Origin of the sequence: Dyella koreensis (genome assembly GCF_044904565.1) — a bacterium.
Lineage (GTDB): Bacteria > Pseudomonadota > Gammaproteobacteria > Xanthomonadales > Rhodanobacteraceae > Dyella_D > Dyella_D koreensis.
The window spans coordinates 490,303-503,576 of record NZ_JADIKD010000009.1; the positions used below are offsets into that span (position 1 = coordinate 490,303).

At 65.2% G+C, this 13,274-nt stretch carries 11 protein-coding genes; 8 read left to right on the forward strand and 3 right to left on the reverse strand.

Features of this window, described 5'->3' with window-relative positions:
* Window positions 1-269 precede the first annotated feature (269 nt).
* Window positions 270-1,169, forward strand: a complete 900-nt coding sequence (gene ubiA, locus ISS97_RS09520) for a 4-hydroxybenzoate octaprenyltransferase (RefSeq protein WP_379985053.1) — start codon at window positions 270-272, stop codon at window positions 1,167-1,169.
* 32 nt (window positions 1,170-1,201) lie between these two features.
* Here ubiA and ISS97_RS09525 read toward each other — a convergent pair whose 3' ends face one another.
* Window positions 1,202-1,813: a TetR/AcrR family transcriptional regulator gene (locus tag ISS97_RS09525; RefSeq protein ID WP_379985052.1), complete on the reverse strand. Its 612-nt coding sequence runs from the start codon at window positions 1,811-1,813 to the stop codon at window positions 1,202-1,204.
* Between the two features lie 100 nt (window positions 1,814-1,913).
* Between ISS97_RS09525 and ISS97_RS09530 the strand changes: the two genes are divergently transcribed.
* The 5 genes from ISS97_RS09530 to ISS97_RS09550 all read left to right on the forward strand — a co-directional run bounded on the left by ISS97_RS09530 (window position 1,914) and on the right by ISS97_RS09550 (window position 9,890).
* Window positions 1,914-2,654: a 3-oxoacyl-ACP reductase family protein gene (locus ISS97_RS09530; protein WP_379985051.1), complete on the forward strand. Its 741-nt coding sequence runs from the start codon at window positions 1,914-1,916 to the stop codon at window positions 2,652-2,654.
* Window positions 2,647-4,212: an MFS transporter gene (locus ISS97_RS09535; RefSeq protein WP_379985050.1), complete on the forward strand. Its 1,566-nt coding sequence runs from the start codon at window positions 2,647-2,649 to the stop codon at window positions 4,210-4,212. The genes ISS97_RS09530 and ISS97_RS09535 overlap by 8 nt, the downstream gene beginning before the upstream one ends.
* A gap of 287 nt (window positions 4,213-4,499) precedes the next feature.
* Window positions 4,500-7,016 carry a TonB-dependent receptor gene (locus ISS97_RS09540; protein ID WP_379985049.1) on the forward strand — a complete coding sequence of 839 codons (2,517 nt, stop codon included), beginning with the start codon at window positions 4,500-4,502 and terminating at the stop codon, window positions 7,014-7,016.
* 316 nt (window positions 7,017-7,332) lie between these two features.
* The gene (locus tag ISS97_RS09545) at window positions 7,333-8,361 is read left to right on the forward strand and encodes a phosphatidylinositol-specific phospholipase C1-like protein (protein WP_379985048.1); all 1,029 of its coding nucleotides are present in this window, start codon (window positions 7,333-7,335) and stop codon (window positions 8,359-8,361) included.
* Window positions 8,358-9,890 carry a CehA/McbA family metallohydrolase gene (locus ISS97_RS09550; RefSeq protein WP_379985047.1) on the forward strand — a complete coding sequence of 511 codons (1,533 nt, stop codon included), beginning with the start codon at window positions 8,358-8,360 and terminating at the stop codon, window positions 9,888-9,890. The genes ISS97_RS09545 and ISS97_RS09550 overlap by 4 nt, the downstream gene beginning before the upstream one ends.
* On the opposite strand, the gene ISS97_RS09555 is transcribed toward ISS97_RS09550, so the two are convergent.
* Entirely contained in the window at window positions 9,887-10,612 is a 726-nt protein-coding gene (locus tag ISS97_RS09555; RefSeq protein ID WP_379985046.1) for a ComF family protein, read from the reverse strand. The two genes, ISS97_RS09550 and ISS97_RS09555, sit on opposite strands and share 4 nt — an antisense overlap.
* A gap of 10 nt (window positions 10,613-10,622) precedes the next feature.
* Complete coding sequence (locus ISS97_RS09560) at window positions 10,623-10,829, reverse strand: hypothetical protein (protein ID WP_379985045.1); 207 nt, start codon at window positions 10,827-10,829, stop codon at window positions 10,623-10,625.
* A gap of 140 nt (window positions 10,830-10,969) precedes the next feature.
* Here ISS97_RS09560 and bioB point away from each other — a divergent pair, with 140 nt between their 5' ends.
* On the forward strand, window positions 10,970-11,974 hold the full coding sequence (bioB, locus tag ISS97_RS09565; protein ID WP_379985044.1) for a biotin synthase BioB: 1,005 nt from the start codon (window positions 10,970-10,972) through the stop codon (window positions 11,972-11,974).
* Between the two features lie 93 nt (window positions 11,975-12,067).
* A complete protein-coding gene (bioF, locus tag ISS97_RS09570) occupies window positions 12,068-13,252 on the forward strand; it encodes an 8-amino-7-oxononanoate synthase (protein ID WP_379985043.1) in 1,185 nt (394 codons plus the stop codon).
* Window positions 13,253-13,274: the final 22 nt, after the last annotated feature.

Sequence of the window (13,274 nt, forward strand, 5' to 3'; positions counted from 1 at the left end):
CACAGGGTGGCGGCAGGCCATCGATCCTTCTTCATGCAAGTCTCCGTTCCATCGAATGCGCCGTCGTAACAATGCGGCAACAACACGGGCGTCGCGGTTTGCGGCGCTGGGTCACGCCGCTTACGGGGCTGTCCCACGCTAAACTTCGGTGCATGGCCTCTCCTTCCCGCAAGCGCCAGCGGCGCGTTCCCTCTTCCATCGGCACCCCGCGACCGCGGCCGGCCGCGCCCAAGGCAGCGGTACGACCTGCAGATAGTTCGACGCGCGCCATGCGCGTGCTTGACTTCCTGCTGCAGAAGTTGCCGCCGCATATCCAGGAGAAGGCGCGCGACTATCTGGTACTGACCCGCATGGATCGCCCGATTGGCGCGCTACTGCTGCTGTGGCCGACCTGGTGGGCGTTGTGGCTGGCCGCGGGCGATTTCCCGCCAGCGAAGCCGTTGGTGATCTTTACGCTCGGCGTGTTCGCGATGCGCGCGGCCGGTTGCGCTATCAACGACTACGCCGATCGCAAGCTGGATCCGCAAGTGGAACGCACGGCGGGGCGTCCCATCGCCGCCGGCCGCGTTACGCCGCGCGAAGCGCTGATCGTGTTTGGTACCTTGCTGGCGTTCGCGTTCATCCTGGTGCTGTTCACCAATGCGCTGACCATCAAGCTCTCGTTCGCCGGTGCGGCGCTGGCGGCGATCTACCCGTTCACCAAGCGCTATACCTATATGCCGCAGGTGGTGCTGGGCGCAGCGTTCGGCTGGTCGATCCCGATGGCGTTCGCTGCGGTGAGCAACACCGTGCCGCCAGTGGGCTGGCTGCTGTTCATCGGCAATATTTTGTGGTCGGTGATCTACGACACGCAGTACGCCATGGTGGATCGTGACGACGACATCAAGGCCGGCGCCAAGTCCACCGCCATTCTGTTCGGCGATGCCGATCTGCCGATCCTCGGCATTCTGATTGCCACCTTCCTGCTGGCCATGCTGTTCGTGGGCCAGCGCGCCACGCTCGGCTGGCCTTACTGGCTGAGTCTGGTCGGCGCCGCAGGCCTGTTCGGCTGGCAGCTCTGGCGCATCCGCAATCGCGAGCGCGCCGCCTGCCTGTGGGCATTCCGCAACAACAACTGGCTGGGTATGGTGCTCTGGGTAGGTATCGTGCTGGCCCTAGCGGTCAAGTAAATCGGAACGCCTGCGCGTGATTCCCGCGGAGCCTACGCCGGCACCAGGCCATCCCATGCTTTCATCGCGCAATCCACGATGCCCATGAGCTGCTTGCGCGGCGCGCCGTCGCGCGCCTGCAGCGAGAGGCCATGCAATACGGTGGTGTAGAAGGCCGCCACGGCGCCGATGTCCGTTCCCGCGGGAAGGTCGCCGGCGGCGATGCCCTGCTTGAGGCGCTGCCGGATCAGCACCTGGGTCTGCCCACGGCGTTCGGTGAGATCGTGGAACACCGCCTCGTTGTCGGCCGTGCGATGCGTGGCGCCCAATACCACCAGACAGCCGCGCCCGTTGCCGAAACGGCGCGCCGCCTCGCGCAGCATGGCCTCCACCGCGGCGCGGGCGGTGACATCCCGCACGCCCAGCGCATCGAGCGTCCGCGGACCGGCGGTATCCACGTAAAGATCGAGCGCCTCGCGGAACAGCGCCTCCTTGCAGCCGAAGGCGGCATACAGGCTGGGCGCGTTGATGCCCATCGCCGTGGTGAGGTCACCCAGCGACGCGCCGTCGTAACCGCGGTCGAGAAATACCTCCATGGCCTGATGCAGGGCATGGTCGCGGTCGAATTTGCGCGGGCGTCCCCGCTCCTTCGCTGTAGCCGTCATCGGCGCACCTTTCTGTAGTGGTCAATACATAAAGTCCTTGACAGCCCGCGTCAAGTCCGTCCTTAATTATGTATCGATCACTACATAAAGGATGAACGACATGGGTAACCTGACAGGCAAGGTGGCGCTGGTGACGGGTGGTTCGCGCGGCATCGGCGCGGCGATCGTGCGACGGCTGGCAAAGGAAGGTGCGGCCGTGGCCTTCACCTATGTCAGCGCACCCGACAAGGCCGAGGCGCTGGCGGCGGACATCGTGACCGGAGGCGGCAACGCGCGCGCCTATCGCGCGGACGGCGCCGACCCTGCCGCCTTGCGCGCCGCGATCGATCAGGCGGCCGTGGACCTCGGGCGGCTCGACATCCTGGTCAACAACGCTGGCATCTACGTCGGCGGGCCGTTCGAGGAGGTCACGCTGGAAGACTACGACCGCACCATGGCGATCAATGTGCGTGCGGTGTTCGTGGCGTCGCAGGCGGCCGCGCGGCATATGGGCGAAGGCAGCCGCATCATCAGCATCGGCAGCAACCTGGGCGAGCGCGTGCCGGCGCCGGGCATGACGCTGTACGCGATGAGCAAATCGGCGCTCACCGCCTTCACCCAGGGTCTGGCCCGCGATCTCGGTGCGCGCGGCATCACGGTAAATCTGGTTCAGCCGGGTTCCACCGACACTGACATGAATCCCGCCGACGGCTCGCGCGCCGAAGGTCAACGCGCCCGCATGGCGATCCAGCGCTACGGCGACGCCTCCAACATCGCCAGCATCGTGGCCTGGCTGGCCAGCGAGGAAGGCCGCTTCGCCAACGGCGCGGCATTCACCGTGGACGGTGGCGCCAATGCCTGACGCTCTCCCCATCGACAAACCTCACACGCTGGCCGACCGGCTGCTGGTACTCGCATCGGTCTGCCTGGCGGGATTGGCGATGCCGCTCTGTTTCACGGGGCCGGCCATCGCGCTGCCGGCCATCGGCCGTGCGCTGGGTTCGGAGCCGATCATGCTGTCGTGGGTGGTGAACGCCTTCATTCTCGCCTTCGGCGGTTTCGTCATGGCGAGCGGCACGCTGGCCGATCAATACGGCCGCAAGCGCATCTTCACACTGGGCATCGCGCTGTTTACCGCCGTCTCGCTGCTGCTCGCGCTATCGCCCAACCTGCTCGCGCTCGATGTATTGCGGGCGCTGCAGGGCGTGGCCGCCGCGCTCACCATGTCGTCTGGCGCGGCTTCGCTGGCGCAGGAGTTCGAAGGGCGTGCGCGCACGCGCGCCTATAGTCTGCTGGGCACCACGTTTGGACTGGGCCTCGCCTTCGGCCCGTTATTGTCGGCTTATCTGATCGATGCGTTCGGTTGGCGCTCGGTCTTCGTCGCGATTGCGGGCATGGGTGTATCGGTGCTGGTGCTCGGCGTACCTCGCATGCGCGAAACCCGTGACCCGGAGGCGCAAGGGCTGGACCTGCCGGGTACGTTGAGTTTCACCGGCGCGCTGGCCTTGCTTACCTTCGCGATCATCGAGGCACCGCAGCGCGGCTGGGCCAGCGGCATGACCATCACACTGTTCGCCGCGTCGCTCGCGATGTTTGTGTTGTTCGTGCTGGTGGAGCAGCGCGTACGGCGTCCGATGCTCGACCTCTCGCTGTTCCGCAACCCACGCTTCCTGGGTGCGCAGGTGCTGCCGATCGCCACGGCGCTTTGCTATGTGGTGCTGCTGATCTTCCTGCCATTACGCTTCGTGGGCGTAGAAGGCCGCGGGGAAGTGACGGCCGGCCTGCTGATGATTCCGCTCTCGGCACCCATGCTGGTGGTGCCACTGGCCGGCGCCCTGCTCACCCGCTGGCTGAGTCCCGCCACGCTTACCGCGATAGGCCTCGTGGTCGCCGCGATCGGCCTGGCCTGGTTGCGCGTGGCGATGGCCGACCCTGCCGCGACGTGGGGCACCCTTGCATGGCCGCTGCTGGTGATCGGCACCGGCGCAGGCCTGCCCTGGGGCCTGATGGACGATCTCGCCGTGAGCGTAGTGCCGAAGGAGCGCGCGGGCATGGCCACCGGTTTCTTCACCACCACGCGCGTGGCAGGTGAAGCATTGGCGATGGCGGCGACGGGTGCCGCGCTTGCCACCGTGATCGAGCTGCGCCTGACCGGACAACCTGTTGCGCAAGCAGCGGCCGCGGCCAGCAATCTGGCGACAGGCAACTTGCTGCGCGCCGCGTCACAGGCGCCAGCCATCGGTCGTGCCACCTTGCTGCATACCTACGTCGACGCATTCGGCAGCCTGCTCATTGGCCTCGCCTGGCTCACCGCTGGACTGGCGGTACTTTCGTTTGTGCTGCTGCGCAAACCGCATCCGCAGACCACTCCCGCACTCCGAACAACGCCCGAGCCATCCCGCTCCTGCCCGGCGACGTGAAGCACTCTCCGGCAGCGGAAGCGCAACGCTCCGCTGCCGGGAAGTTGCGATTCATGTGACAGATTTAGACGTCTAAATCGAGATTGTCGATAAGCCGTCATGCTTCCTGCACGCCACCGTCACAGCTCTGACCTAGTCTGCGCGGGTCAGAGCCTGTGTCAGGGCCAGGGAAGCCTCTACGCGGACACTAGCGCGATTCCTCGGGAATCACTGCGCACGGTGTCAGCTGTGTTTTGGTTGCACTGAACGCATGGCTCCGTCATTCCCTCTTCCCCGGAGTCACAACCTTGCGTACCTCACCGATCAGCCACGCTATCGGCCTGGCCCTGCTGGGCGGCCTGCTTTCCACCTTCGCGCCGCACGCCTTCGCACAGGACAACACCTCCAATAACGCAAGCGACGCCAGCAAACCGGCCGCCGACAAAGCGAAGAACCTCGATGGCATCGTGGTCACCGCGCGCTCCGGTGTGGAGACCCGCACCAAGGCCGAGACCAGCTACTCCATCACCACCATCGATGAAGACCGACTGCGCATGCAGGCGCCGACCTCAGTGACCGAGGCGATGAAATCGGTGCCGGGTTTCTGGGTGGAGGCCTCGGGTGGCGAAGCCAGCGGCAACATCCGCGCGCGTGGCATTCCGGTGGATGGCTTCGGCTCGGTCAATTTGCTGGAAGACGGCGTGCCGGTGCAGCACGACCCAGCGCTGGGTTACCTCAATGCCGACCAGGCGTTCCGTCTGGATGAAACCATCGAGCGCATTGAGGTGGTACGCGGCGGTCCGTCGTCGGTGTTCTATTCCAACGCGCCGGCAGGTGCGATCAACTTCATTCCGCGCAAGGTCGGCGATAAGGCGGAAGGCATCGCCAAGTTCACCGTGGGCGACTACGGCCTGACCCGCGGCGACTTCTGGCTGGGCACGCCAGTGGGCGGCGGCTGGAAGCTGGGTATTGGCGGTTTCTATCGCACCGACAGCGGCATCCGCGACCCCGGCTTCAATGCCAACGATGGCGGCCAGATCCGCCTGAACCTGTCGCGCGAGTTCGAGCACGGCAGCTTCAGCGCTGACGTGAAGCACCTGGACGATAAGGTGGCGTTGTACCTGGGCATTCCCATGCGCACCTACCCCAACGGCGATATCAAGGCAGTGCCGGGTTTCGACGGCAACTACGGCACGCTGGCCGGCCCTGAAACTGAGCATGTGTTGATGAAGCAGGCCAACGGCGGCTTGTACAACTTCGACAACAGCGAGGGGACGCACGTCAAGCGCGATCAGCTGACCTTGAAGTTCGACTACGACCTGGGCGCCGACTGGAAGCTGGCGGAGTCGATGCGTTATGACGACACGCATACGCAGCGCAACGGCATGTTCCCGAATACCTTGCAGAGCGCCACTTCATTCCTCTCGCAGAACAAAAAGTATCTGCCAGCGGGTGCGGCTGGCCTGCAGCTGCGCTACGTGGATAACCCGTCGCAGGTGTTCGACACCGCCGGGCAAAACGGCAACGGCCTGGTGGTGGTCGGCGGCCTGCGCGGCGTAACGATGCCAGTGAAGGAGTTCATCAACGACACGCGCCTGATGCGCAAGTTCGAGCTGGGTGGCCAGACCCATGACGTGACGCTGGGCTATTACTACGCGCGCTTCGACCAGGATTTCAGCCGCTACTCGTCCACGGCGCTGCTCGACGTACAGGACAACGCCCGTCTGCTCGACCTGGTGGCGGTGAGTGCCGCGGGCCAGCCGATCAGTTCGCTGACGGACCACGGCATCTACCGCTACGGTTACGAGTGGGAGAACGCTACTGGCACGTCCACCACCAATGCGGTGTATCTCTCCGACGAGTGGCAGGTAACTGACCAGCTGCGCATCGATGCAGGCGCACGCTGGGAACAGGTGAACACCACTGGCAAGACCGAACTGAAGCAGCAGCTCAATCTGGGCACCCTGGCGACATCACAGATCTGGACCGGCACCGGCCAGTTCGTGCCGTTCGATCACACCTTCAGCAAACTGGGCTGGACCCTGGGCGCCAACTGGCAGTTCTCGGACCGCTCCGGTGTGTTCGCGCGCTGGACACCGACTTTCCGCCTGCCCAACCTGAGCAGTTACATCACCAACCCCTCCGCGACGCCGGTGATCCAGACCATGAAGCTGGGCGAGGTCGGCTACAAATACACCGACCGCCAGGTCGATCTGTACGCCACCGCGTTCTACACCAAGTACAACAACGTCGGCTTCAGCAACTACGTGTTCAACGCCCAGGGCAATAGCTCCACCGTGCAGCAGGGCTATGCCGATACCAAGACCAAGGGCCTGGAACTGGAAGGCACCTGGTTCCCGGTGAACTGGTTCGACGTGCAGATCACCGCCACTTGGCAAGACCCGCAGTACAAGGGCCTGCGCTATACCGAGCTGGTCGCCGGTGCGCCGGTGCTGCGCGACTACGAAGGCAATCAGTTGATCCGCGTGCCGAAGGAAAGCTATCGCGTGGTGCCGGGCCTGAATTTGCTGGGCGGCAAGCTCCGCCTGCAGGTGGCTTACGAGCATGAAGGCAAGCGCTATGTCGACACGGCCAATTCGGTGAAGCTGCCGGCCTATGACGTGTGGAACGCCAGCGCGCGCTACGACATCTCTCAGATGTGTTCGCTGTTCTTCTACGCCGACAACATCACCAACTCGCTGGGTCTGACCGAGGGCAATCCGCGTGCCGGTGAGTTGCAGAGTGCGGACGCGGGTGCGAATACCTTTATCGCCCGCCCGATCCTTGGTCGCGCCTATCGCGCGGCGATCATGTATCGGTTCTGAGGAGCTTGCCGGCTCTTTGCCGATGAAAAAGAAAACCGCTTCGACATCCATTCGCGGCTTGCACCGGGACAACCGGCTCCCTCCCCTGCGTGCAGCAGGGGAGGGCTGGGGTGGGGTCAAGCCTCCAGGTCCACGACGCCGTCTCAAGGGCTTACCCCCTCCCAGCCTCCCCCTGCTAGCAGGGGGAGGAGCTAGGGCAGTGGCGAAGCTCTCGCTCGTATCGCTGCTGCTTGCTTGGAGTCATGCCGTGGTTGCCTGCGATCTTGAAACCGCGAGCCCTCATTGCGATCTCGCAACCTTCGACCGGCAGCTGCGAATGAATGATCTGCAGACCGTCGGCACCCACAACAGCTACAAGCAGGCCATGCCGCCGGAAGAATTGGCGGCGCATCGCGCGCGCGATCCGAAAGGTGCCGATGGCATCGACTACGGTCATCCGCCGATTCCGCAGCAACTGGATCGCGGTGCGCGCACCATCGAGATCGACGTGTACTACGACCCCGCCGGCGGACGCTATGCGCATCCGCCCGGCGCACTGCGCAAGGGCTACGCAACCTCGCCCTGGACGCCGGAAGCGGCGGCGCAGATGCTGCGCCCCGGTTTCAAGGTGATGCATCTGGCCGATATCGATTTTCGCAGCAACTGCCAAACTTTCGTGGCCTGCCTCACGCTGATCCGTGACTGGTCGCGCGCGCATCCACGGCATGTACCGATCATGCTTCTGCTCAATGCCAAGGACGGCGGAGGCGGACCAGGTGCCGTCGCGCCGCTGCGTTTCGATGAGAAGGCTTTCGATGCGCTGGATGCTGAAGTGCTGTCCGTATTCCGGCGCGGCGAGCTGGTCACGCCCGACGACGTACGGGGCCACTACCCCACCCTTCGCGATGCGGTGCTGGCCGGACAATGGCCAGCTCTCGGCGAGGCGCGCGGCAAAGTCTTCTTCGTGCTGGACGAGGATGCGCGCAAAGTAGCCGCTTATCGCGGGCACCGATCGTCGCTGGAAGGACGCGCGATGTTCGTCAACACGGACGAGCGCTCGCCCGCCGCAGCCTATCTGACCTTGAACGATCCGGTCCGTGAAGGCGAGCGCATCGCGCGCGATGTCGCCGCCGGCTTCATGGTGCGCACACGCGCTGACGCCGACACTGCCGAGGCGCGCCGCAACGATACGCGCCGGCGCGAAGCCGCCTTCGCCAGCGGTGCCCAGTACGTTTCCACCGATTACCTGCAAGCCGACCCGCGTTTCAGCGATTACCGCGTGCAGCTGCCGCGAGCAGCGGCGGCGCGCTGCAATCCGGTGCGCGCCTCCCACTGCCCCTCAACCGAATCCGGCGCTACGCCATGAATCTTCGCTTTCGTCATCTGCTCATCAACACGCTCGCCTGCCTCGTGCTGCTGCTCGGCGCCGTCGCCACCGCGCGAGCCGTGGAAACGGCACCCGATCTGGTGTTGCGCGGCGAACTGAGCGGCAAGGACAACCAGACCTACCGCAGTCTGCCCTTCGACGTACCGGCCGGGGTGAGTCGCATTACCGTGCAGTTCGACTACAGCGGACGCGAAGAACACACCACCATCGATCTCGGCCTGCTTGGACCGGACGGTTTCCGTGGGCAGGATGGTTTTCGCGGCTGGAGCGGCGGCAGCAAGAAGCTGTTCACCGTTGCCGCCACGGATGCTACGCCGTCCTATCTGCCAGGACCGATCCGCGCGGGACGCTGGCAGCTGTTGCTGGGCATTCCGAACATCCGCAAAGACAGTCACTCCAGCTATACCGCCAACATCTGGTTCGGCCGTCCCGGCGATCCCGCGTGGGAGCCAGCGATACTAAACCCGCCGCTGCGCAAAGAGGCCGGCTGGTATCGCGGCGATCTGCACATGCACACCGCGCACAGCGACGGCAGCTGCAAAAGCCAGAGCGGCCAGCGCATACCGTGCCCGCTGTTCTTCACGGTGCAGGGCGCGGCGCAACGCGGACTCGATTTCATCGCGATCACCGACCACAACACGGTGTCGCATGCCAACGCCATGCGCGAACTGCAACCGTACTTCGATCGCCTGTTGCTGATTCCGGGTCGCGAGGTCACCACTTTCACTGGTCACGCGAACTTGTTCGGCACCACGGCACCGGTGGATTTTCGCGTGGGCAGCAAAGACGTGCCGGACTGGAACGCCTTGTTACGCGCCATCGCGCCGCTGCACGGCGTGATCTCGATCAACCACGCCATCCGCCCCAGCGGCGAAGCCTGCATGGGTTGCGGCTGGACGGCTCAACCGCCGGCCGACATGGCGCTGGTACAGGCCATCGAAGTGGTCAACGGCAGCGATGCCGGCACGCCCATCTCCGGTGTCCCGTTCTGGGAGCAGCAACTGGCCAAGGGCTATCGCCTCACCGCCATCGGTGGCAGCGACAACCACGAGGCGTTCCAGAACGAGCCGCGCATCGGCTCCAATCCCACCGGCGTGCCCACCACCGTGGTGCATGCGGACGAACTGTCGATGCCGGCGATTCTCGAAGGCATCCGCGCGGGACACGTGTTTATCGATACGGAAGGCAGTCGCGATCGGCTGTTGGAGCTGAGTGCCGAAGCCAGCGACCGGCAGGCTGAGATGGGCGACGCGCTGCGTGCCGCGGCCGGCGAGAAGGTAGCTTTCGGAGCGCATGTTGCTCACGGCAAGGGCGCGACGCTGGTCGTGCTGCTGGATGGCAAGCCTTTCGCCGCAACCGCTGGCATGGCGATCGATAGCGATGACCTGCGTCATCGCTTTGAATGGACCAGTGATGGCAAGCCTCACTGGCTGCGTGTTGAAGTACGCGATGCATCCGGCAAGCCGCTGCTGATCGGTAATCCGGTCTATCTGAATCCGGCGCGTTAACGGGATGGCGCGCGAGCCAGCGCCCATACGTCTACTTGTTGCACGCCGGCTCGCCTGAGCTCGCGCGTGCACGCTGAAAGCGTGGCGCCTGTCGTCATCACATCGTCGAGCAGGACGACATGCGCGGGCAGGACGGCGTTTTTACGCACGCTGAAGGCATTGCGCACATTACGGCGGCGTGCCAGGCGATCGAGCTCGGTCTGCGCAGCGGTATCCCGCCCGCGGTGCAGAACATCGTGGCCCATGGGGATACCGAATGCGACGGCCAGCGGACGCGCCAGCTCCAGAGCTTGGTTGTATCCACGCTGGCGCAACCGCCCACGGTGCAGCGGCACGGGCACGATCAGCTCGGGCCTCCCGACCGGCATCGATTCGCGCTGCCACAGCATGGCGAGCGTGCGCCCCGCCGCGAGGTCTGCGCCAAACTTGAAGCGCGACTCCAATCGATCCAGTGGCCAGCCATAACGAAACGGAGCCCAGGCCGCATCCCATGGCGGCATGCGGCGCTGGCATTCACCACAAAGCTCGGCAGCATGCGGCAGCGGCAGGGCGCAACGGGCGCAGCAACTGCGGTTGCGCGGTAGCTCCGCATCGCAGGCGTGACAGAGGTCGAAGCCGTCCTGGCCGGGCGCGCCGCAGAGCTGGCAGCGCCACGGCAGCAAGGCGGCCTGTAGCCTGGCGAGGCCGGCTCGAAACGTTTGGGTCAGCGCATCCGTGCGCATGGCGGGCGGCTCAGCCGCGCGGCTTGAACATCGCGGCGTCGAGGATCGACCACAGATGGATGATCCAGCCCAGCCATACGATCCACAGGATGCCGGCCAGCACGAACATCACGATGGCGATCAGCAGGCGTCCCTGCACCAGCTGGCCGAGGCCGGGGATGAAGAAGCTGCAGATCGCTGCGAGTACGTTGCCGCTGCTGCCTTGTCCTGCACTCATATCAATCACTCCGAAAGGATTGGGGCCGATGGTAACGCAGCCATACCCCGGCGCATCGTCAACAAGAAATGACCTTTGGAAGTTGACAGACAAAAAGCCGCTGCCACACTGTCGGCTCCCCACACCCCAGAGCTAGCCCCATGGCCCACGCCATCCGCCACGACTGGACCCGCGACGAAGTCGCCGCGCTGTTTGCGCTGCCGTTCAACGAACTGCTGCATCGCGCGCACTCGGTGCACCGCGAACATCACGATCCGAACGCCGTGCAGGTATCCACTCTGCTGTCGATCAAAACCGGTGGCTGCCCGGAGGATTGCGCATACTGCCCGCAGGCCGCGCGTTACGACACCGGCGTGCAGGCGCAGAAGCTGATGAGCGTGGACGCGGTGGTGGCACGCGCACAGGCGGCCAAGGCTGCCGGCGCCAGCCGTTTCTGCATGGGCGCGGCTTGGCGCAGCCCGAAGGACCGCGACGTGGTCAAGGTCGCCGAGATCGTTTCCGCGGTGAAAGCACTGGGCCTGGAAACCTGCGCCACACTGGGCATGCTCAATGGCGAACAGGCGCAGACACTGAAGAGCGCCGGCCTGGACTACTACAACCACAACCTGGACACCGCGCCAGAGTTCTACGGCGAGATCATCCACACGCGCCAGTACCAGGATCGCCTGGATACGCTGGAACACGTGCGCGAAGCCGGCCTGAAAACCTGCTGCGGCGGCATTGTCGGCATGGGCGAGTCACGCGCGCAGCGCGCCGGCCTGCTGCAGACGCTGGCCAATCTGCCCGAGCATCCGCAGTCGGTGCCGATCAATCAATTGGTGCAGGTGGAAGGCACGCCGCTGGCGGGTACTGACGCACTCGATCCGTTCGAGTTCGTGCGCACGATTGCGGTCGCGCGCCTGTTGATGCCGGCTTCCATGGTGCGTTTGTCGGCCGGCCGCCAGCAGATGGACGACGCCGTGCAGGCGCTGTGCTTCTTCGCTGGCGCCAACTCGATTTTCTACGGCGAGAAGCTGCTGACCACCGGCAACCCGGACGTGGAGCACGATCGCCGCCTGTTTGAGCGACTGGATCTGCATCCGTTGCAGGTCGTGGAAGAGGCCGGCACCGTGCATGCCGACATTCTGGAAACCTGCCACGCCTGATGATCGATGTAGGAGCGCACCCTGTGCGCGATGCTCTTGCAGGTCGCTGCCAAAAGCTATCGCGCACAGGGTGCGCTCCTACAGGGAAACCGCATGAGCCATCGTCCGGCACTCATTGACCGCCTCGCCCAGCGCACCGCCGAACGCGCACAGGCTCAACTGCTGCGCCGCCTGCGCACGGTCGAGCATGCGGAAGGGCCGTGGCTGGAGAGCGATGGACGCCGGCTGCTGTCGTTCTGCAGCAACGACTATCTCGGCCTTGCCCAACATCCGCAGCTGATCGCCGCGCTCAAGCGTGTTGCGGACGACGAAGGCGTAGGCAGCGGTTCGGCACATTTGATTTGCGGCCATCGCGCCGAACACGCCGCGCTGGAAGAAGCGCTGGCCGAATGGACCGGGCGCGAACGCGCGCTGCTGTTCTCCACCGGCTACATGGCCAACCTCGGCGTGATGCAGGCGCTGCTGCAGGATGGCGATGTGTGCGTGCAGGACAAGCTCAACCACGCCTGCCTGCTCGACGGCACGCAACTCGCGGGTGCGGAACTGAAGCGCTACCCCCACGCCGACGTGGCCGGCGCCGCGCGCCAGCTCGCCAGCCGCAGCGAGGCCGCCGCCCTGCTGGCGACCGATGGCGTATTCAGTATGGATGGCGATATCGCACCGCTGCGCGAGCTAGCGTCGCTATGCCGCCGCGAAGGCGCCACCTTCATGGTCGATGACGCGCATGGTCTGGGCGTGCTGGGCGACGACGGCGCCGGCAGCCTCAGCGCACTGGCACTGGGTCAACGCGAAGTGCCGGTGCTAATGGCGACGCTAGGCAAGGCGCTGGGTTGCCATGGCGCGTTTATCGCCGGCTCGTCGGCGTTGATCGATGGCCTGCTGCAGTCCGCGCGTACCTATATCTACACCACGGCGATGCCGCCGGCCCTGGCCGCCGCCGCACTCACCGCGGTGCGCGTGGCACGCGAGGAAGACTGGCGGCGCGAGAAACTGGCGGCGTCGATCGCCCGTTTTCGCGATGGCGCAAGACAACTCAGCCTGCCGCTGATGCCTTCACCCACCGCGATCCAGCCGCTATTGCTGGGCGAGGCGCAAGCCGCGCTCGATGCGGCGCAGGCACTGGAAGCACAGGGTTTCCTGGTCGGTGCCATCCGCCCGCCGACGATACCGCAGGGCAAGGCGCGGCTGCGCATCACCCTGTCTGCCGCGCATGAGGAAGAGCACATCGACCGGCTGCTGGAGGCCTTGTCCGGCCTCGCTTTGGCCGCGCCCGTATAATACGGGGCTTGCTGCCGTACCC